The 18,884-nt window shown below is 51.8% G+C and carries 20 protein-coding genes; 13 read left to right on the top strand and 7 right to left on the bottom strand.

Annotated elements, in window-relative coordinates; translation table 11 throughout:
- Positions 1–13: 13 nt before the first annotated feature.
- Genes glmS through ABJM21_RS06210 form a run of 3 tightly spaced genes read left to right on the top strand, consistent with a single transcriptional unit; the run spans position 14 to position 2,646 of the window.
- Positions 14–1,837 (top strand): glutamine--fructose-6-phosphate transaminase (isomerizing), encoded by a 1,824-nt coding sequence (gene glmS, locus ABJM21_RS06220; RefSeq protein WP_348302282.1) that lies wholly within the window; start codon positions 14–16, stop codon positions 1,835–1,837.
- 3 nt (positions 1,838–1,840) lie between these two features.
- A complete protein-coding gene (locus tag ABJM21_RS06215) occupies positions 1,841–2,281 on the top strand; it encodes an OsmC family protein (protein ID WP_348302283.1) in 441 nt (146 codons plus the stop codon).
- Complete coding sequence (locus ABJM21_RS06210; protein ID WP_348302284.1) at positions 2,278–2,646, top strand: GFA family protein; 369 nt, start codon at positions 2,278–2,280, stop codon at positions 2,644–2,646. Before ABJM21_RS06215 ends, ABJM21_RS06210 begins: the two co-directional genes overlap by 4 nt.
- 62 nt (positions 2,647–2,708) lie before the next feature.
- Here ABJM21_RS06210 and katG read toward each other — a convergent pair whose 3' ends face one another.
- The gene (gene katG, locus ABJM21_RS06205; protein WP_348302285.1) at positions 2,709–4,907 is read right to left on the bottom strand and encodes a catalase/peroxidase HPI; all 2,199 of its coding nucleotides are present in this window, start codon (positions 4,905–4,907) and stop codon (positions 2,709–2,711) included.
- Between the two features lie 256 nt (positions 4,908–5,163).
- On the opposite strand from katG, the gene ABJM21_RS06200 reads away from it, so the two are divergent.
- The 6 genes from ABJM21_RS06200 to queE all read left to right on the top strand — a co-directional run bounded on the left by ABJM21_RS06200 (position 5,164) and on the right by queE (position 10,308).
- On the top strand, positions 5,164–6,348 hold the full coding sequence (locus ABJM21_RS06200; RefSeq protein ID WP_348302286.1) for an aspartate aminotransferase family protein: 1,185 nt from the start codon (positions 5,164–5,166) through the stop codon (positions 6,346–6,348).
- Positions 6,345–7,271 carry an ornithine carbamoyltransferase gene (gene argF, locus ABJM21_RS06195; RefSeq protein ID WP_348302287.1) on the top strand — a complete coding sequence of 309 codons (927 nt, stop codon included), beginning with the start codon at positions 6,345–6,347 and terminating at the stop codon, positions 7,269–7,271. The genes ABJM21_RS06200 and argF overlap by 4 nt, the downstream gene beginning before the upstream one ends.
- Positions 7,271–8,185, top strand: coding sequence for an Hsp33 family molecular chaperone HslO (locus ABJM21_RS06190; protein ID WP_348302288.1), 915 nt, complete (start codon positions 7,271–7,273; stop codon positions 8,183–8,185). Before argF ends, ABJM21_RS06190 begins: the two co-directional genes overlap by 1 nt.
- Positions 8,186–8,336: 151 nt before the next feature.
- On the top strand, positions 8,337–8,744 hold the full coding sequence (locus ABJM21_RS06185) for a hypothetical protein (RefSeq protein WP_348302289.1): 408 nt from the start codon (positions 8,337–8,339) through the stop codon (positions 8,742–8,744).
- A 233-nt stretch (positions 8,745–8,977) separates the two neighbouring features.
- On the top strand, positions 8,978–9,667 hold the full coding sequence (gene queC / locus ABJM21_RS06180) for a 7-cyano-7-deazaguanine synthase QueC (RefSeq protein ID WP_348302290.1): 690 nt from the start codon (positions 8,978–8,980) through the stop codon (positions 9,665–9,667).
- The gene (gene queE, locus ABJM21_RS06175) at positions 9,664–10,308 is read left to right on the top strand and encodes a 7-carboxy-7-deazaguanine synthase (RefSeq protein WP_348302291.1); all 645 of its coding nucleotides are present in this window, start codon (positions 9,664–9,666) and stop codon (positions 10,306–10,308) included. The genes queC and queE overlap by 4 nt, the downstream gene beginning before the upstream one ends.
- A 3-nt stretch (positions 10,309–10,311) precedes the next feature.
- On the opposite strand, the gene ABJM21_RS06170 is transcribed toward queE, so the two are convergent.
- Together ABJM21_RS06170 and lipB are read right to left on the bottom strand one after the other, a co-directional pair.
- Positions 10,312–10,551: a hypothetical protein gene (locus ABJM21_RS06170; RefSeq protein WP_348302292.1), complete on the bottom strand. Its 240-nt coding sequence runs from the start codon at positions 10,549–10,551 to the stop codon at positions 10,312–10,314.
- A gap of 38 nt (positions 10,552–10,589) precedes the next feature.
- Positions 10,590–11,243 carry a lipoyl(octanoyl) transferase LipB gene (lipB, locus tag ABJM21_RS06165; protein WP_348302293.1) on the bottom strand — a complete coding sequence of 218 codons (654 nt, stop codon included), beginning with the start codon at positions 11,241–11,243 and terminating at the stop codon, positions 10,590–10,592.
- A 74-nt stretch (positions 11,244–11,317) separates the two neighbouring features.
- Between lipB and ABJM21_RS06160 the strand changes: the two genes are divergently transcribed.
- Positions 11,318–12,070 carry a hypothetical protein gene (locus ABJM21_RS06160; RefSeq protein ID WP_348302294.1) on the top strand — a complete coding sequence of 251 codons (753 nt, stop codon included), beginning with the start codon at positions 11,318–11,320 and terminating at the stop codon, positions 12,068–12,070.
- On the opposite strand, the gene ABJM21_RS06155 is transcribed toward ABJM21_RS06160, so the two are convergent.
- From ABJM21_RS06155 to ABJM21_RS06145, 3 genes are read right to left on the bottom strand one after another with little or no spacing between them, the layout of a single operon-like run.
- Positions 12,063–12,641, bottom strand: coding sequence for a GNAT family N-acetyltransferase (locus ABJM21_RS06155; RefSeq protein ID WP_348302295.1), 579 nt, complete (start codon positions 12,639–12,641; stop codon positions 12,063–12,065). The two genes, ABJM21_RS06160 and ABJM21_RS06155, sit on opposite strands and share 8 nt — an antisense overlap.
- Before the next feature lie 7 nt (positions 12,642–12,648).
- Positions 12,649–13,533 carry an oxygen-dependent coproporphyrinogen oxidase gene (hemF, locus tag ABJM21_RS06150; RefSeq protein WP_348302296.1) on the bottom strand — a complete coding sequence of 295 codons (885 nt, stop codon included), beginning with the start codon at positions 13,531–13,533 and terminating at the stop codon, positions 12,649–12,651.
- The gene (locus ABJM21_RS06145; protein ID WP_348302386.1) at positions 13,530–13,988 is read right to left on the bottom strand and encodes a tRNA (cytidine(34)-2'-O)-methyltransferase; all 459 of its coding nucleotides are present in this window, start codon (positions 13,986–13,988) and stop codon (positions 13,530–13,532) included. Before ABJM21_RS06145 ends, hemF begins: the two co-directional genes overlap by 4 nt.
- 172 nt (positions 13,989–14,160) lie before the next feature.
- On the opposite strand from ABJM21_RS06145, the gene petA reads away from it, so the two are divergent.
- From petA to ABJM21_RS06130, 3 genes are read left to right on the top strand one after another with little or no spacing between them, the layout of a single operon-like run.
- A complete protein-coding gene (gene petA, locus ABJM21_RS06140; RefSeq protein WP_348302297.1) occupies positions 14,161–14,742 on the top strand; it encodes a ubiquinol-cytochrome c reductase iron-sulfur subunit in 582 nt (193 codons plus the stop codon).
- An 11-nt stretch (positions 14,743–14,753) separates the two neighbouring features.
- Positions 14,754–16,025, top strand: coding sequence for a cytochrome b/b6 (locus tag ABJM21_RS06135; RefSeq protein WP_348302298.1), 1,272 nt, complete (start codon positions 14,754–14,756; stop codon positions 16,023–16,025).
- Between the two features lie 18 nt (positions 16,026–16,043).
- Positions 16,044–16,898: a cytochrome c1 gene (locus ABJM21_RS06130; RefSeq protein ID WP_348302299.1), complete on the top strand. Its 855-nt coding sequence runs from the start codon at positions 16,044–16,046 to the stop codon at positions 16,896–16,898.
- Positions 16,899–17,403: 505 nt separating this feature from the next.
- On the opposite strand, the gene glpK is transcribed toward ABJM21_RS06130, so the two are convergent.
- A complete protein-coding gene (glpK, locus tag ABJM21_RS06125; RefSeq protein WP_348302300.1) occupies positions 17,404–18,876 on the bottom strand; it encodes a glycerol kinase GlpK in 1,473 nt (490 codons plus the stop codon).
- Positions 18,877–18,884: the final 8 nt, after the last annotated feature.

The following is an 18,884-nucleotide window of genomic DNA, read 5'->3' as shown; positions in this document are numbered from 1 at the left end:
AAGCCTCAAGAATATGTGCGGAATTATCGGAATTGTTGGCAAGGACGCGGTCTCGGACCGCCTAGTCGATGGTCTCAAGCGGATGGAATATCGCGGCTATGATAGCGCCGGAGTATGCACGGTCCATGACGGCCAGCTGATACGCCGCCGCGCCGAGGGAAAGCTCAAAAATCTTGTCGAGGTGCTGAAGCAGGACGATGCGGCGGGGACGATCGGGATTGCCCATACCCGCTGGGCCACCCATGGTGCGCCGACGACCAACAACGCCCATCCGCATGCCACCAGCGAATTAGCGCTGGTCCACAATGGCATAATTGAGAATTTCAAACCGCTGCGGGAAGAACTGTCCGCGCGAGGGCGCAGTTTTGAGAGCGAGACCGATACAGAGGTGGTAGCACATCTCGTCAGTGAGCAGGTCGAGACCGGCAAGACTCCACAGGAAGCGGTGCAGGCCGTTCTCCCACAATTACGCGGGGCATTTGCTCTGGCGATTGCCTTCAAGTCTAATTCCGATCTGCTGATCGGCGCTCGGCTCGGTTCGCCGCTGGTCGTCGGCTATGGCGAGGGCGAGACCTATCTTGGCTCGGACGCGCTGGCGCTCGCACCGCTGACCCAGAAAATCGCTTATCTCGAAGAGGGTGACTGGGTAGTCGTCACCAGCGACGGCGCGCAGATTTTTGATAGCGCCAACCAACCGGTCGAGCGTGAGGTGACAACTTCCGGTGTGTCCGCAGCGACCATCGAAAAGGGCCAGTATCGCCATTACATGCAGAAGGAAATCTTCGAACAGCCAACGGTCGTGGCGCAAACCCTGCAAAGTTATATCCGGCCGCTGGAGCAGCAGGTTGCGTTGCCTCAAATGGATTTTGATCTCAAGGATATTAAACGGATTACCATCGTAGCCTGCGGGACCAGCTTTTATGCTGGAATGGTTGCAAAATATTGGTTTGAGACCTTTGCCCGCGTACCAGTCGATCTCGATGTCGCATCGGAATTTCGCTATCGTGATCCGGTTTTGGAACCTGGCGGCCTCGCGCTGTTTATCTCCCAGTCTGGTGAGACGGCAGATACGCTTGCCGCTCTGCGCCACAGCAAGGAGCAGGGCCAGAAAATCGCAGTGGTGGTCAATGTTCCGACTAGTTCTATGGCACGCGAAGCTGACCTTTTGTTGCCAACCCATGCCGGTCCGGAAATCGGCGTGGCGTCTACAAAAGCATTTTCCTGCCAGTTGGCCGTTCTGGCTGCGCTCGCTGCGCATCTTGCTGTGGTGAAGGGCAAAATGTCGCGTGATGAAGAGCATGAAGTCGTCGAGCATCTTACCGAAGCGCCTGCGGCATTGAATGCGGCGCTCGCCCATGATGAGGACATATCCGATATGGCCCATCTTATCGCGCCGGCTCGCGATGTGCTCTATTTGGGGCGTGGTCCGGATTACCCGTTGGCGCTGGAAGGGGCGCTTAAGCTAAAAGAAATCAGCTACATTCATGCCGAAGGCTACGCATCGGGTGAGATGAAGCACGGCCCCATCGCGTTGATTGATGAAGCCGTACCGGTGATCGTACTGGCGCCGTCTGGACCATTGTTCGAAAAAACGGTTAGCAATATGCAGGAAGTGATGGCGCGCGGCGGCAAGGTTGTACTGATTTCCGATGCAGCGGGTTTGGCTGAAGCAGGAGAGGGGTGTATGGCAACCATTGAAATGCCTAAGGTTCATCCTTTGATCGCGCCGCTAGTTTATGCTGTGCCCGTCCAGTTGCTCGCCTATCATGTGGCGGTCGCAAAAGGTACAGATGTCGATCAGCCTCGCAATCTCGCGAAATCGGTAACTGTGGAGTAGAATATGGCCACCAATCCCTCGCTCGTTACGGTTGAAACCGCGAGCGGCAAGTTTCAGCAAACTGTCCGTGTCGGCAAGCATGTCTTTCTTGCTGACGAACCCGTGTCATTCGGTGGAGAGGATAGCGGGCCATCCCCCTATGATCTACTACTCGCGGCATTGGGAACTTGTACTTCCATGACAATGAAAATGTACGCAGACCGCAAAGGCATTCCGCTGGAAGGCGTGCATATTGAACTGGAACATAGCCGCGAACATGTCGATGATTGCAGCACGTGTAGCAATGATGACAACCGGATTGATGTGATTGATCGCGCCATAACCATCACAGGGGATTTATCGGACGAGCAGCGCCAGAAGTTACTCGAAATTGCTGATAAATGCCCAGTCCACCGGACGCTGGAGAATCGGATTGATATTCATTCTACCGAGGTGCGATCGTGATCGAAGTCGCGGGTGGGTGCCATTGCGGCGCGGTTCGTTTCACCGCGAAAGCCGAAGGCCAGCCCGAGATGTTGGATTGCAACTGCTCGATTTGCGCGCGTACGGGCTTCTTGCACCTGTTCATCCCACATGATCAATTCAATCTGCTGAAAGGCCCAGATGATCTAACCAGCTATAAATTTGGCAGCGGGCAGGCGGATCATTTATTTTGCAAGCATTGCGGCGTCAAAAGTTTTTACCAGCCGCGATCACATCCGGGCAGCTGGAGTGTGAACTACAACTGTCTGGACGCGGGACATGCTCTGCAACCCAATATCACGAAATTTGACGGACAGAATTGGGAAGCCTCAAAAGCCAAGCTGTAAAAAAGAAAACGGCTCGCCGGTTTCCCAGCGAGCCGTCTTTTGTTTCTGACCGTTAGGTCGATTTACGCGAGGTCGAAGCGATCCGCGTTCATCACCTTGGTCCATGCCGCGACGAAGTCTTGGACAAACTTCTCTTCATGACCGCTTTCCGCATAAACTTCGGCGACGGCCCGGAGCTGTGAGTTGGAACCAAAGACCAAATCGGCGCGGGTTCCTGTCCAGCGCTGTTCACCGCTGTTCCGGTCTTTGCCGACAAACTCTTCTTCATCACTGCCGTCGACAGCTTCCCAGACGGTGCTCATATCGAGCATGTTAACGAAGAAGTCGTTGGTCAATTGGCCGGGACGATCGGTCAACACACCATGGGTGCTGTTACCGCTATTGGCACCAAGCGCGCGCAATCCACCAACCAGCACTGTCATTTCCGGCACACTGAGTTGCAGCAGTGACGCGCGGTCTAGCATCAGCTCTTCGGTCGGAACGCTGTGCTTGGCGGAGAGATAGTTCCGGAAGCCATCTGCTTTAGGCTCAAGTGGTTCAAAGCTCTCCGCATCGGTCATCTCGTCGGTTGCGTCACCGCGTCCGCTTGCGAACGGCACATCAATGTTGAAGCCAGCGTCTTTGGCTGCTTTCTCGACTGCTGCGGTGCCGCCCAGAACGATCAGGTCGGCAATGCTGACATTGTGATCGCCTTTGATTTCTTCCAGTTTGGAAACAACCTTGCCGAGTTCCGCAGGATCATTGGCTGCCCAATCTTTCTGAGGAGCCAAGCGAACATGGGCGCCATTAGCACCGCCGCGATGATCGGTATCGCGATAGGTGGAAGCCGAAGCCCAGGCCGCCTTGACCAGTTCGCTGACGGTTAGGCCGCTGTCCAATATGGCTGTTTTAAGGCTTGCAACGTCGCCATCGCTAATGCTCTGACCAGCTGGCACTGGATCCTGCCAGATCAGATCTTCTGCAGGGACCTCCGGGCCGTGGTAACGGGCTTTAGGGCCCATATCGCGGTGGCACAATTTGAACCATGCGCGGGCAAAGGCGTCATCCAGAGCGGCCTGGTCATTGCGGAAGCGTTCGGATATCTTGCGATATTCCGGATCAACTTTCAGCGCCATATCCGCTGTGGTCATCATGGTTGGAACCTTCTTGGAAGGATCAGCGGCATGCGGTGCCATGTCTTCTTCTTTCTGGTCGATTGGCTGCCATTGTTGTGCGCCGGCAGGGCTCTTTACCAACTCATATTCATAGTCGAGCAGCAAGCGGAAATAGTTTCCATTCCATTGGGTAGGCGTGGAAGACCAGGACCCTTCTAGGCCGGATGTAATAGCATCCCCGCCAACGCCCGAAGCATGGCTACTTAGCCAACCCAGACCTTGTGCGGTGATATCGCCGGCTTCTGGTTCAACGCCAACCAGGCCGGCATCGCCAGCACCATGGGCCTTACCAAAGGCATGGCCACCAGCGGTGAGAGCAACGGTTTCTTCGTCATTCATCGCCATCCGTTCAAAAGTCTCGCGCATATCCCTGGCGGACAGAGCGGGATCAGGATTGCCGCCGGGGCCTTCCGGATTAACGTAGATGAGACCCATCTGTATCGCTGCGAGCGGGTTTTCGAGCAACAGATCTTTGTCGGGATCAATACGAGTTTGGACGCCTTCATTGACCATCTTGTCCTCGTTACCCCAGTAGATGTCACGCTGAGGTTCAAATGTATCGGCACGACCGCCGCCAAAACCGAAGACCGGTCCGCCCATCGATTCGATGGCAACATTACCGGCCAGAATGAATAGATCAGCCCAGCTGATTTTCTCACCATATTTCTGTTTGATTGGCCAGAGTAGACGGCGTGCTTTGTCAAGATTGCCGTTATCGGGCCATGAATTCAGCGGCGCAAAGCGCTGCTGACCTTCGCCTGCACCGCCGCGGCCATCGGCGGTCCGATAGGTACCTGCCGCATGCCAAGCCATCCGGATGAAGAATGGACCATAATGACCATAGTCAGCAGGCCACCATGACTGGCTATCGGTCATCAGTGCGGTAAGGTCATTTTTCAGAGCTTGATAGTCGATTGAATTGAATGCCTCGACGTAGTTAAAATCATCGCCCATCGGATCAGGGGATGTTCCGCCTTGACTGAGAATGTTGAGTTGTAGTTGGTTTGGCCACCAATCCTGGTTCTGGCGTCCTAACAGGGCTCGTACACCGCCATCGAAGCCCATTGGGCAACCTTCGATTTTGGCTCCGGGTGTTTTCATGTCCATTTGAATCTCTCCTTTTGTTGTCTGGTTGTGCATATCTTTTGCTGATGACGGTTATAATACAGATTCGGTTGCCTGCTAAATCAATTAAAACATTTTGTTTGATTGCTTCAGTCGATAAATGGAGCGTCGGTCAATCTTGTCCCGCTCCGTTCCGCAACGATTGACCGTTATCCAGTTCATGCATATAAGCGGCAGCACTTGAAAGAGGCGGCCAATCGGGTCGCCTTTTCTGTTTTATCACAAAAGGATTCTAGCCATGACTATTACACCGCTTATGCCCGTATATCCCCGGTGTGGTTTTCGTCCTGTGCGAGGCGAGGGCGCTTGGCTGATTTCTGAAGATGGCAGCCGCGCGCTTGATTTTGCCACGGGTATCGCTGTAAATCTTTTGGGTCACGGTCATCCGCATCTGACCAAGGCGATACAGGAACAGGCTGCGACGCTGATGCATGTATCGAACCTCTATGGCAGCCCACAGGGCGAAAAACTTGCCCAAAGGATGGTCGATACAACTTTTGCTGACACAGTATTCTTTACCAATAGCGGCGCCGAGGCGGTTGAATGTGCAATCAAAGCGGCGCGGGTCTATCACCAATCGCAGGATAGTGATCGGTTTGAGATTATCACGTTCAAAAATGCTTTTCATGGCCGGACAATGGCAACGATTTCCGCTTCAAACCAAGAGAAGATGCACCATGGTTTCTCTCCGCTACTCAACGGATTCAAATATGTAGACTTTGATGATCTAGAGGGTGCAGAGGCTGCGATAGGCCCAAAGACTGCGGCATTTCTGGTAGAGCCTATTCAGGGCGAAGGCGGCATCCGTCCGGCATCCGAAGCCCTTATGAAAGGGCTTCGCGCCTTGGCCGATAAGCATGGCATATTGCTGATACTTGATGAAGTGCAATGCGGCGTTGCTCGGACCGGAGCGCTTTATGCGCACGAGCTGTACGGCATCACGCCCGATATCATGGCAAGCGCAAAGGGCATTGGCGGCGGTTTCCCATTTGGAGCCTGCCTGGCAACGGAAGACGCGGCACGGGGAATGGTCCCTGGTACGCATGGTTCCACCTATGGCGGTAACCCATTGGCGATGGCTGCCGGTAATGCAGTCTGGGATGTGGTTGCGAATGATGAATTTCTCGAGCATGTCCGCGATATTGGCGGAAAACTCCGCGCGGCCATTGAACAGTTTATCGGTAATTATCCCGCTCTGTTCACCGGTGTACGGGGGCATGGTTTGATGCTTGGCGTTACCATGACTCGTGAAACCCGTTCTTTTGTGGCGCATTTGCGTGACAATCATGGCCTGCTGACCGTTGCTGCAGGTGACAATACGTTGCGGATATTGCCGCCGCTCAACATTGATGAAAGCCATATCGCGACGTTCATCGAGAAATTGTCTGCGGGTGCGGCTGACTATCAGGCACCAGAATCATGACCCGGCATTTCCTAAACCTGGCCGACGCAGGCGGTGATGCGCTCGCGGCGATGATGAACGACGCGATTGACCGCAAGGAAGCGCGCAAAAGCTGGCCCAAGGGCAAAGCGGATGATGACGCGCCGCTTGGGGACCATGTTTTGGCGATGATCTTTGAGAAGAGCAGTACCAGAACCCGTGTGTCCTTTGATATCGCGATCCGCCAATTGGGCGGGACGAGCATCGTTATGGACAGCGGTTCTATGCAGCTCGGACGTGGTGAGACGGTGGCTGATACCGCGAAAGTCTTGTCACGTATGTGCGATGCCATCATGATCCGCACCGACGATCATGCAAAGATCGAAGAGCTGGCTGCGAATGCCACCGTGCCGGTAATCAACGGCCTGACCGATTTGTCGCATCCCTGTCAGATTGTGGCTGACCTGCTGACCTTGATCGAACATGGCAAGGCGTTACCTGGGCTCGAAGTTGCTTGGTTAGGTGACGGCAATAATGTCCTCAACAGCATAGTCGAGGCGGCAGGCCTGATGAAATTCAACGTGCGCATTGGCTGTCCGGAAGGTTATGATCCGGACCAGAGTTTCATAACGACGGCGAAGACAGCCGGGGCTAATGTTACCGTGCACCGCGATGCAGTGGAAGCGGTTGCTGGTGCTGATGTCATTGTCGCCGATACATGGGTTTCGATGGGACAGGCGCATGCCGATGCCAAAATGGATGCGATGATGCCGTTTCAGGTTAATGATGTGATCATGGAGCAGGCCAAATCCGATGCAGCCTTCCTGCACTGTCTCCCAGCCCACCGCGGCGAGGAGGTAATGCCCTCCGTCATTGACGGACCACAGTCGCTGGTTTGGGATGAAGCGGAAAACCGTATTCATGCTCAAAAATCGGTCTTGCGCTGGGCTTTTGGTCAAATCTGATGGCTGACAATTCTGATGTCCCAACGCTAATGGACAGAAACCTGTCCTTCTCGATTCCTGCGAAACACTGTCGGGGCAGGGCGGTTCGACTTGGTCCCGTGCTTGATGATATCTTGTCGGCGCATAATTATCCGTCACAGATAAAATCATTGCTGGTCGAGGCCGTTTGTCTGACATCCCTGCTTGGTGCGCTTCTCAAAGAGGAAGAGGCGCAGCTCACGTTGCAAGCACAGACCGAAAACGGCGTCGTTAGCTTGCTCGCCTGCGATTACAAGAATGGCGATGTCCGAGGTTATGTTCAATTTGACGCCGAACGTCTTGTAAACGAGCCACTGGAACCGAGCCTGATGGCTTTGTTCGGCAAGGGCTATCTGGCGATAACCTTTGATCACCCTGAGCCGCGCGGGCGATCGCAAGGTATCGTACCGCTGGAGGGAGGGAGTCTATCGGAAGCCGTGCAAAATTATTTCATGCAATCCGAGCAGATCCCAACGGTGATTCGAGTCGCATTGGAGATGGATGGCGATCAAACGGTAGCTGGTGGCTTGCTGGTGCAGCATCTCCCGGACGGTGAGGAAGGCAAAGAACGACTCCATGTCCGCATGAATCATCCCGAATGGGAACATGTCGCTATCATGGGTGGTAGCGTCCAGTCAGATGAGTTGGTTGATGCGGCGCTACCGCTAGAAGATTTGCTATGGCGCCTGTTCAGCGAGAGCGACGAAGTGAGGGTTTTGAGCGGTAAACCGCTCGTTAAGGGTTGCCGGTGTAATGAAGATCATATCCGGGACGTCATCGCACGATTCCCGAAAGAAGATAAGGAGGATATGGTCGACGAAGATGGAGCAATCTCGATAGATTGTGCATTTTGCAGCAAGAAGTTCACGATTTCGAGTGCCAGCTTAAACAACTGAGAATTATTAAGAATATCTCGAATTTCATCACATATTGTCGGAAACATACAATTAATCGCCGCAATTGGGCGCGATATTGGCCATAATCTTTTACTAACTAAACAATGTAGCGGATTTACCGTTTATCATTGGCAACAAAAGGGACCAGGGAATGAAGGGCATCACACTGATAAAGACTATCAGCGCGTCAGCTGCCGGATTGCTGGCATTTTCTGTCTCAGCACCGGCCCAGGCGCCTGAATTGGCGCTTCTGGATGGTCTGCAAAAGGGTGAGTGGACACTGAAGGCTCGCGGTTCTGCGGGACCAGGTAAAAAAGTCTGCCTGGGTGACCCCAGGATATTACTACAAATTCAGCATAGCGGAACCACCTGTTCGCGCTATGTTATTCAAGACACGCCCAATAGTGTCCGCGTCAGTTACAAATGTGGCAGTTCCGATCATGGTGTGACGACGATCAAGCGCGAATCCAGTGGTTTGGTGCAGATTCAGTCACAGGGTATTGAAAGTAACGCGCCGTTTTCTTTCAGCGTCGAAGGCCGACGCACCGGTGCTTGCTGATATTAGAGCATTGTAGGTTAGCATTTTTGATACGCCGGCCTCGTTAACGAAATATTTACCATATTTGAGCTAATACAAGAAAATCATGCTTCGGCATGACTTCCTCCCTTTTGGCTTGAACTAGAGCCTAACTGGGCCGCTCTTCTATGAAGTAGCGGCCCCATTTTTTATTCTTCCCATAAAGCTTGCGACGAAACTTGATTGTCGCGGCGAAGAGGATTAGCGGGGCGGGCATGTCTCAAGATCAAAAAAAGGCCATCGTCCTGCTGTCGGGCGGATTAGATTCCATGGTATCTGCCGCAATCGCGCGGGAGCAGGGCTATCAGATTGTCGCCCTGACGATCGATTATAACCAAAGGCATAAAATCGAATTACAGTCTGCCGTGCAGATCGCCGCGAAACTGGACGTAAGCGAGCACATAGTGCTGCCACTAGACCTCAGCCGGTTTGGCGGATCTGCATTGACCGATGATATTGATGTGCCCAAATCTGGGGTGAGCAATGATATTCCGGTGACCTATGTGCCTGCCCGCAACCTAATTTTTCTATCGTTAACTCTTGGATTGGCAGAAGCGCGCGATGCACGTGATATTTTCATCGGCGTGAATGCACTGGACTATTCCGGCTATCCAGATTGCCGCCCTGAATTTATCGAAGGTTTTGAGAGGCTCGCCGATCTTGCAACCAAAGCGGGCGATCAGGGCAGTGGGTTCGCCATACAAACGCCGCTGCAGTACATGACCAAAGCCGATATCGCCAAGGAAGCGCGACGGCTCGATATCGATCCTGCATTAAGCTGGTCTTGCTATGACCCGGCGGAAGGTAATTTGCATTGCGGTTTTTGCGACAGCTGCCGGCTGCGTCAAAAGGGCTTTGAAGAAGCGGGAATAGCGGACCCAACGCGCTATGCGCTTGTCCCATGAGCTATGCCGTCAAAGAAATGTTCCTGACTTTGCAGGGCGAAGGGGTACAGGCCGGGCGCCGAGCCGTATTCGCGCGATTTACCGGGTGTAACTTATGGTCTGGTCTGGAGAAAGATCGCGATACCGCTGTGTGCCAATTTTGCGATACAGATTTTGTCGGAATGGACGGGGAGGGCGGCGGACGTTTTAAAGATGCTTCGGCTTTCGCTGAAGCAGTTACTGCGCAATGGGGAGAAGGCGAAGACGCCCGCTTTGTTGTGCTCACCGGCGGTGAACCGATGCTGCAGGTGGATGACGTGCTAGTTGACGCGCTTCACGGAGCTGGTTTTGAAATTGCCATCGAATCCAATGGGACGATGCCTGTGCCGCGCTCCATTGATTGGATATGCATCAGCCCGAAAGCGGGTAGTGAAACGGTGCAGCGCTCAGGTGACGAACTGAAATTGGTATGGCCACAACCGAACAGTGACTGGGAAGCCATGCAGGATTGGGATTTTGCCAACCATTTGCTGCAACCGATGGATGCCCGACTGGATAAGGCCGCTAATGATGCCAATCTGGCCAAAGCAATCGATTTTGTGCAGGCCAACCCCAAATGGCGGCTATCCTTACAAACTCACAAAATTTTGGGCTTGGCTTAGAACCTATTCTTCAGAGTCTTCGTCGCTCTTTTCGTCAGCGCTTTCGCCTTCAGCTAGCTGATCGCCGGTTTCCTCTGCATCCACGTCGACCATGTCATCGCTGATCGTACCATCAATCACATCGACTTCATCCATCCGGGTTTCGGTGACAGTTTCCGCTTCCGGTGCCTCTGGATCGCCAGAACAAGCTGCCAATGAAATCATGGCAATCGCCATTGCTGAGGTTTTGATCAACTTTGTCATAATTCTTCCTAATCTTGTTTTGTCATCAGCATATCGTTTTATGCTTGTTTATCAATTGCGGCCAAGAAGCCCGGTGCAGTTTTCTTCAGCGCAACGTTAAAATCATCCAGTGTTGCGTCAATGCCCAGTTGTTTTAGACTGGTCACTGGATATTCGCTGATACCGCAAGGGACAATGCCAGCAAAATGGCTAAGATCAGGATCAATATTCACTGAAAAGCCGTGCATCGTTACCCATTTCCGAATGCGAATACCGATGGCGCCGATTTTTGCTTCCTGTCCCTGCGGCGTATCGCACCATATACCAACGCGGCCTTCGACAGCCCGGGCACTAACATCAAATTGGGCCAGCGCCTCAATCACCCAATCCTCCAGAGCATGGACGTAGTTACGGACGTCGGCCTGCCGCTTTTTCAGATTAAGCATGACATAGCCGACCCTCTGGCCGGGCCCATGATATGTGTGCCGTCCACCGCGGCCCGTTTTATAAACTGGGAAGTCCTGACTCAGCAGTTCGGCAGGATCGGCACTCGTTCCAGCGGTATAGAGAGGAGGATGTTCGAGTAACCAGATAAGTTCTGATTGCTCCCCAAGATGGATGGCCGCGTTGCGATGTTCCATTACCGATAAGGCATCGGGATAGGAAATTTGTTCGTTGCTGATACGCCATTCAATGTCGGACAAGTCGGTCATAAAATTTCCGTGCACAATTGGCGCACTGGTGGCAAGGGTGCGCGTAATGAAATTCAAACCTAAGGGTTAATCGGATGAAGCTCAATTATATGCAATGCTGGAACGGTGCGATGGCATTATTACGCGATCACAAAGAAGCTATTCTAGCAATAGCCGGTGTTTTTGTTTTTTTGCCGACACTATTAATGGCTCAGTTTGTTGGGCAGCCTGCGCTAGACGGCACAGAAGATTTAAACGCTATTACTGCCGCTTATTCGGCATTTTTTGGTGAGAATGCAGTGTCAATCATCTTGTCAAATCTGCTGATCAGTTTTGGCGGGTTCGTGATTTTTTTCACTATCGCGCCTTCACATAGCGGCACTGTGGCAGACGATTTGAGCAAAGCATTGCGGCTGTTTCTGATATTCTTGCTTGCCAATATTCTCACAGGATTGGCGACATTCGCTGGCTTTTTGCTGCTTGTCATCCCAGGACTATATGTAGCTTGTCGCTTGATATTGGTGCCGATCATAATCGCAGACCATTGCGAGAAAAACCCTCTGGAAGCAGTGAAAAAAAGCTGGGATCAAACAAAAGATAATGGCTTTTCTATCCTTTTACTGATTCTCATGATCGCGATTATCGGAGCGATCACGGTTGGCGTCATTCAGATGCTTATCGGTGTCATTACTGGTCTTGCTACAGCGGGGGCAGGTTGGCCCTTGATCGAAAATCTTGTGTCCGCCCTTGGTGGCACCGCTCTGCAAATCCTGTTCACGGTAGTCATTGGATCAATTTACTATCAGCTGACCGGCAAGGGAGCTGATGTAGGAGAGGTTTTTAGCTGATAATCGGTACGTGCGGTCCCGCATCCAAAGGTAGATGGCCGGTTAGGCGCGGGTCCGGATGCATATCAACTTCACGTTTGTAGGCGGCAAAACCCACACGTTTGTAGAAGCCAGATGCTCGTTGAGAATCGTTAGTGCAAGTGTGCAGCCAGACGCGTTCTACATCGTCTTTCCAGGCGTGCTTCAGGGTTTCGTTCATCAGTGCAAGGCCATAACCTTTGCCATTCATTTCCGGTACCAGTCCGAAATAAACTACTTCGCATTGTCTGGCATCGCTAAAATCCAGCTCCGCAAATCCCACTAAATCTTCACCGCGCTGAACGCTGACAATTTCGGTTTTGTCATCATGGAGAATCGCTTGCAATTCTTGGTCTGACATTAGCAGTCGGCCAAACCACAACCACTCATCTCCGATTTTGCGAAACAGCTTTCGATATTCGGTTAAATCCGGGCGATCCCATGTTGAAAATGTAAGGTCGGATTCATTGTTCGCTGGCGACGGTTTCCGCCTCATTTCAAAATAGGTGACGATAACAGCCAGGTTATCGTTTGGGATTTCAATTGTGGTCACGGGAATCTCAACTCCACTTAGCCTCCGGCGGCAGGCTCATCAAAATCGCATCGACATTGCCGCCAGTTTTTAGTCCAAAGGTCGTGCCCCGATCATAAACAAGATTAAACTCTGCATAGCGTCCGCGCCAGATCAGCTGTTGTTCTTTTTCATCGTCGGTCCATGGCAGGCCCATCCGCCGCCGTACCAGTTTCGGGAAAATATCCAGAAACGCGCGACCGACATCCTGCGTGAAAGCGAAATGCTTGTCAAAATCACCATCTGATTCGAGTTCCAGATGGTCATAAAATATCCCACCGACACCGCGATGAACTTGCCTGTGAGGGATATAGAAATAGTCATCGGCCCATTTTTTGTATTTCGCGTGATAATCGGGATTATGCGCCTGACAGGCTTTTTTCATCCGCGCGTGAAAATCGGACGTATCTTCTTCATAGGGAATAGGCGGGTTGAGGTCTGCGCCGCCACCAAACCAGCGTTTGGTAGTGGAGAGGAATCGCGTGTTCATATGAACCGCAGGCACATGAGGGTTTGCCATATGGGCGACGAGACTGATTCCCGTTGCAAAGAAATGCGGATTGTCTGCTGCACCGTGAATGGATTTGGCAAACTCTTCGCTAAATGTGCCATCGACAGTTGAGATGTTGACGCCGGCCTTTTCAAAAACCTTACCCTTGATAACACCGCGAACACCGCCGCCTCCCGGGCTTCCGTCTGGATTTTTGCGATCCCAAGGCAGAAAGTCGAAACATGCTTCACTGCCGGCTTCGGCCTCAATCGCCTCAAATTCAGAGCAGATATCGTTTCGCAGCTTTGCGAACCATGTCTGCGCTTGTAACTGCTGGTCATCCAGTGACTTGTCATTTTCTGGGATGGGGGGCTGTGCCGTCATGTGGAAAATTGTCCCGTCTGTTTGAGCGCTTCACTGAGCGCCATGCCTGCAGAAACGGCAAGGTTCAATGAACGCATGCCGTTTTTCATCTTAATAGTGATTCGTTCATCCGCACGTTGATTCACATCAATAGGAACACCTGCGCTTTCGGACCCAAATAACAATATGTCGTCAGGATGAAATGTGAATTTGTGATGGGCCGTTTCAGCCTTGCTGGTAAGCAGGACGAGCCTAGCCGATTGTGAATCGACAAAAGCGAGAAACGCATCCCAATCCACATGCCGGGTGAAATCGACATGGTCAAAATAGTCCATTCCTGCGCGCTTTAAGCTGCGATCGCTAAATGGGAAACCGCAAGGTTCGATGATATCAACAGGCACGTCTAAACATGCGCATGTCCTTAAAATCGTTCCTAAATTTCCGGCGATGTCGGGTTGATAAAGGGCTACTCTCATGACGAGTCTAGCATGGGGTTGTTTATAATGTGCGGTCAATCAAAAATTGACTGTTGGCAAACCATAGTCTTCGCGGCTATCAGGCGCCCAAATTGCTGCCGGTTGAAACTTATTGAGGGATCAGCTGTGATCTGGCAGACAGGGATAATAACAAACTTAAGGGCATGTTTGCATGGCTAGTGTTGATACCGCGGTTGAACCCAGTGATTCGGCTGTCTCTGAACCTGAAATTGGCGGCGTTCGGCGTCGTGACTTCATTAACATAGCAGCGGTGAGCTTTGGTGGCGTCGGCGTTGTCGCAACCGTCTTTCCTCTAGTGAACCAGATGAACCCCAGTGCAGATGTTTTGGCGCTGTCATCTATTGAAGTAGACATTTCAGCCATTGAATCAGGGCAGGCGATTAAGACCAGCTGGCGCAAACAACCGATATTTATCCGTAATTTGACCGCTCCAGAAATTGAAGCGGCCAATGATGTTGATCTTTCTGGATTACGTGACCCGGAATCATTGGCGGATCGTACGCAAGATGGAAAAGAGAACTGGCTCATAACACTGGGTGTTTGCACGCATTTGGGATGTGTACCGCTCGGTGCCGCGCAAGGTGAAGTCAAAGGCGAGTTTGGCGGCTATTTCTGCCCATGTCATGGTTCTCATTACGATACAGCGGGCCGGACTCGCAAAGGACCGGCGCCAACCAATTTGGAAGTTCCGGAATATAGTTTCCTAACAGATACCGTCGTGAAAATCGGCTAGGGGCAAGAAAAATGAGTTTTCCTTGGGCACAACAATATAAACCAACCACCGAATTCGGTCAGTGGATGGACGATCGTCTGCCAGTCGGCCGGATGATTTATAATAGTCTTGGTGCTGGTTATCCGACGCCGCGTAACCTGAACTACATGTGGAACTTCGGTTCGCTGGCAGGTGTTTTTCTAGTCGTACAGATTGTGACCGGTATCATTTTGGCGATGCACTATGCAGCCAATGCAGATATCGCATTTGATTCGGTCGAGCACATCATGCGCGACGTCAACAGCGGCTGGATGATCCGCTACGCTCACGCTAACGGCGCAAGCTTCTTCTTCATTGCTATCTATCTGCATATTGGCCGGGGTCTCTACTATGGCTCCTACAAAGCACCGCGTGAGATGATCTGGCTACTTGGCGTGGTTATTTATCTGCTCGCCATGGCCACTGCGTTCATGGGCTACGTTTTACCATGGGGTCAGATGAGTTTCTGGGGTGCCAAGGTGATTACCGGTCTGTTTGAGGCGATACCTTTAGTAGGTAAGCCGATTCAGGAACTGTTATTGGGCGGTTTTGCACCGGATAACGCAGCCTTGAACCGGTTCTTCTCACTCCACTATTTGCTTCCATTTGTGATTGCCGGTGTGATCATCATGCATATCTGGGCGCTGCACATTCCAGGATCGAGCAATCCAACCGGGGTCAATGTAAAAGGTAAGCAGGACACTGTGCCTTTCCATCCTTTTTATACTGCGAAAGATGGCTGGTTCATCGGACTCGCATTGATTTTCTTCACCGCGATGATGTTCTTCATGCCGAACGCTCTGGGTCATGCGGATAACTACATCCCGGCTAACCCACTGTCGACACCAGCGCATATTGTTCCGGAATGGTATTTCTGGCCATGGTACGCGATTTTGCGCGCTTTCACATTTGACTTCCTGTTCGTTCCAGCGAAATTGCTAGGCGTGCTAGCGATGTTCTCGGCCATCTTGGTCTGGTTCTTCCTACCATGGCTGGATCGCTCGCCAGTACGGTCAGGCGACTATCGTCCACGGTTTAAGAAATTCTTCTGGTTTGGTTTGATCCCTTGCATTGTCGTTCTCGGCATTTGCGGCGGCGCACCAGCGGAAGAACCATATGTGATGCTGAGCCAGCTAGCGAGTGCGTATTATTTCGCGCACTTCCTGATCATATTGCCGTTGCTTTCCCGGATCGAAAAACCGGAACCACTACCAAATTCGATCACCGAAGCGGTGACCGGCAAACCACTTGAACAAGCCAGCTAAGAAACAGGGATCTGAGTAATGGTAAGATTTTTCGGAATATTGATCGGTTTGTTCTTTGCTGGAATGCTGGTCTATTCATTTGGACGCGGCGCGGTGGAATATATTTCCAATCCGCCCGTGAAAGCCGTGGAATATCAATTTCATGAGAAGCCTAAAGACCTTTCGTTCGCGAGTGATGGACCTTTTGGTAAATTTGACAACCAACAGCTTCAGCGTGGTTTTCAAGTGTACAAAGAAGTTTGTGCCGCTTGTCATGGTATCCGCTTGGTGGCGTTCCGTAACCTCGCGGAGCTTGGCTATACCGAAGATGAAGTGAAGGCAATCGCGGCGAACTGGCCGATTGAAACACCATCAATTGATCCTGCAACCGGTGAAGCATCAACGCGCCCATCGATTCCAGCGGATAAGTTTCCTAAACCTTTTGCCAATGACGTTGCGGCGGGCGCGGCAAATAACAATGCAATTCCTCCAGATCTGTCTTTGATTACCAAAGCACGCCAAGGTGGTGCGCCTTATATCTATTCGCTGCTCACTGGATATAGTGATCCGCCAGCGGAGCTTCCAGAAGCCAATCGTCCGGGCACAGGATTGCACTATAACGCCTATTTCGCAAACCTGAATATTGCCATGGCACCGCCGATTACGGGTGATGATCAAGTTACTTATTCAGACGGAACAAAGTCCACCGTTTCGCAAATGGCGCAGGATGTTTCTGCATTCCTAATCTGGACAGCAGAGCCTTCGCTGGTCAAGCAGAAGCAGACGGGTTGGGCGGTACTGGCCTTCCTGTTGATCGCAACCATCCTGGCCTTCTTGTCTTACAAGACAATCTGGGCGGATGTGAAAGCTGAGAAGAAGAAAAAGGAAGCCTAGGCTTCTCTCAAATCGATTAGAAAGGACCCGCCAAATGGTGGGTCTTTTTTTGTTTAGCGACTGTTGTATCGCAGGCGAGACATCACCCCGCATCTCTATTTGGCCACGCCGGACCTATTAATGCGTCGGCTCGCCTGTGATTTCTGATGAAACAGGCTCCGTGGAGGGGGCATTAAGTTTGCCATTATCTGGACCATCAATGCTGGATGCGAGATACCATAGGGCAGCCCAGACAGCTGACACTAAGGCCACTATTAATGCAATTTGTCCAAATCGGCCTAAGCCAACTCTAAACTCAATCACCGCAAATTTCCCACCCCTGAGAATCCTAAAGTGGCCAGTTATAGTAAGATTTCTGGGGAAGTCTATTATTGGGGGACAAGATATGACCAAATTGGAGAAAAGTTGGCAAAACCAGGTTTACAATACAGTAAATATAACAGTTTAGACGACGGTATCGGATATCACTCAATAACTTGATCTCGTTAAAAGTAGCTCGCTGAAATCAGTCAGCAAGGACTCCTTGAACCGCTTTCTTCCAGCCCGCCAGACGCGTTTCGCGCAGCGATGCTTCGATAGCCGCACGGTTTTCGTCCAGCCCGGATATCATGACAGATGCCTCACGGAGTGACGCGTGGATGCCGCACCCCACTGAAGCCAGCATCGCTGCACCCAATGCCGTCGTTTCGAAAAACTCTGGCCGTTCAACTGGAATATCCAATATATCGGCTAAATCTTGCACGAGCCAGTCGTTGGCAACCATACCGCCATCAATGCGCAGGCTTTGCCAATCGGTCCCGTCAGCCAAAAACGCGGTTTTTAGGTCATGGCATTGATAGGACATGGCTTCCAATGCAGCCCTTATAATATGCGCTTTTGTCGTAGAGAAACTGAGGCCAGAAATTGCTGCTTTGGCATCGGCTTGCCAATACGGCGCGCCCAGACCGGACAGGGCAGGGACAAGATAAACACCGCCAGTATCATCAACCGATCGCGCCAAGTCTTCACTCTCGCCAGCAAATTTCAGTAAACCGATATCATCGCGCAACCATTGCATCAGGCTGCCAGCGACAAAGACAGAACCTTCCAATGCATAGGTACGCTTGCCGTCCAATTGATAAAGCACTGTGGAGAGCAGGCGATGTTCTGATCGCGGCGGAGTGTCTCCGCTGTTGGTCAGAATGAAAGCACCGGTGCCAAAGGTGGCCTTGGTTTGACCGACTTCCAAACAAGCCTGACCGATGGTAGCAGCCTGTTGATCTCCCGCAGACCCGGATATTGCTATCGGTGCACCGAATAATGCGGCTGATGTCTTGCCCAAATCACCAGCACAATCGACAATTTTCGGCAAAGCTTTTCTGGGGATATCAAAAAGTTCCAGCAATTCATCGTCCCAGTCCATCGCATCCAATGCCATCAACATGGTACGACTGGCGTTGCTTGCATCGGTAATATGCTGGCCGTCGGTAAGGCGAAAGATGAGATAGGAATCAATTGTCCCAAATGCCAGATTATCGCCGGCAGCAGAGACTTCTGGCCAGTTTTTCAGCATCCAGCCAATTTTGCTGCCGGAGAAATAGGGATCAAGCAACAAGCCAGTTTTGGTCTGAACCATAGGTTCCAGCCCTTTGGCTTTTAATTCGTCACAAATCGGGGCTGTCCGCCGATCCTGCCAGACAATCGCTTTGCTCAGTGGTTCGCCGGTGCGCTTGTCCCAGGCGACTATCGTTTCGCGCTGATTGGTTATGCCGATGGCTGCAATTTTTTCTGCACCGCCAGCTTGTTCGATCATTTTCTTGCAACAGCGTAGCGTTTTATCCCAGATTTCAGCCGCATCATGCTCGACCAGTCCCGGAGAAGGGTAATATTGCTGTAATTCTTCCTGCTGGGATCCGTGAAGCTTGCCGTCAGCACCGAACAACATTGCACGCGTTGATGTCGTGCCCTCGTCAATCACCAAAATTTGTTGTGCCGCCATCGAAACCC

The organism is Parasphingorhabdus sp., from assembly GCF_039977335.1.
Classification (GTDB): Bacteria; Pseudomonadota; Alphaproteobacteria; order Sphingomonadales; family Sphingomonadaceae; genus Parasphingorhabdus.
Note: the sequence above shows the minus strand (reverse complement) of the source record. Positions and strands in the feature narration are given on the sequence as shown.

What these genes read in the sequence shown, in the direction of transcription:
- glmS (WP_348302282.1), top strand. Translation starts at nt 14, where the DNA reads ATGTGCGGAATTATCGGAATTGTTGGCAAGGACGCGGTCTCGGACCGC.
- ABJM21_RS06215 (WP_348302283.1), top strand. Translation starts at nt 1,841, where the DNA reads ATGGCCACCAATCCCTCGCTCGTTACGGTTGAAACCGCGAGCGGCAAG.
- katG (WP_348302285.1), bottom strand. Translation starts at nt 4,907, where the DNA reads ATGGACATGAAAACACCCGGAGCCAAAATCGAAGGTTGCCCAATGGGC.
- ABJM21_RS06200 (WP_348302286.1), top strand. Translation starts at nt 5,164, where the DNA reads ATGACTATTACACCGCTTATGCCCGTATATCCCCGGTGTGGTTTTCGT.
- argF (WP_348302287.1), top strand. Translation starts at nt 6,345, where the DNA reads ATGACCCGGCATTTCCTAAACCTGGCCGACGCAGGCGGTGATGCGCTC.
- ABJM21_RS06190 (WP_348302288.1), top strand. Translation starts at nt 7,271, where the DNA reads ATGGCTGACAATTCTGATGTCCCAACGCTAATGGACAGAAACCTGTCC.
- ABJM21_RS06185 (WP_348302289.1), top strand. Translation starts at nt 8,337, where the DNA reads ATGAAGGGCATCACACTGATAAAGACTATCAGCGCGTCAGCTGCCGGA.
- queC (WP_348302290.1), top strand. Translation starts at nt 8,978, where the DNA reads ATGTCTCAAGATCAAAAAAAGGCCATCGTCCTGCTGTCGGGCGGATTA.
- queE (WP_348302291.1), top strand. Translation starts at nt 9,664, where the DNA reads ATGAGCTATGCCGTCAAAGAAATGTTCCTGACTTTGCAGGGCGAAGGG.
- ABJM21_RS06170 (WP_348302292.1), bottom strand. Translation starts at nt 10,551, where the DNA reads ATGACAAAGTTGATCAAAACCTCAGCAATGGCGATTGCCATGATTTCA.
- lipB (WP_348302293.1), bottom strand. Translation starts at nt 11,243, where the DNA reads ATGACCGACTTGTCCGACATTGAATGGCGTATCAGCAACGAACAAATT.
- ABJM21_RS06160 (WP_348302294.1), top strand. Translation starts at nt 11,318, where the DNA reads ATGAAGCTCAATTATATGCAATGCTGGAACGGTGCGATGGCATTATTA.
- hemF (WP_348302296.1), bottom strand. Translation starts at nt 13,533, where the DNA reads ATGACGGCACAGCCCCCCATCCCAGAAAATGACAAGTCACTGGATGAC.
- ABJM21_RS06145 (WP_348302386.1), bottom strand. Translation starts at nt 13,988, where the DNA reads ATGAGAGTAGCCCTTTATCAACCCGACATCGCCGGAAATTTAGGAACG.
- petA (WP_348302297.1), top strand. Translation starts at nt 14,161, where the DNA reads ATGGCTAGTGTTGATACCGCGGTTGAACCCAGTGATTCGGCTGTCTCT.
- ABJM21_RS06135 (WP_348302298.1), top strand. Translation starts at nt 14,754, where the DNA reads ATGAGTTTTCCTTGGGCACAACAATATAAACCAACCACCGAATTCGGT.
- ABJM21_RS06130 (WP_348302299.1), top strand. Translation starts at nt 16,044, where the DNA reads ATGGTAAGATTTTTCGGAATATTGATCGGTTTGTTCTTTGCTGGAATG.
- glpK (WP_348302300.1), bottom strand. Translation starts at nt 18,876, where the DNA reads ATGGCGGCACAACAAATTTTGGTGATTGACGAGGGCACGACATCAACG.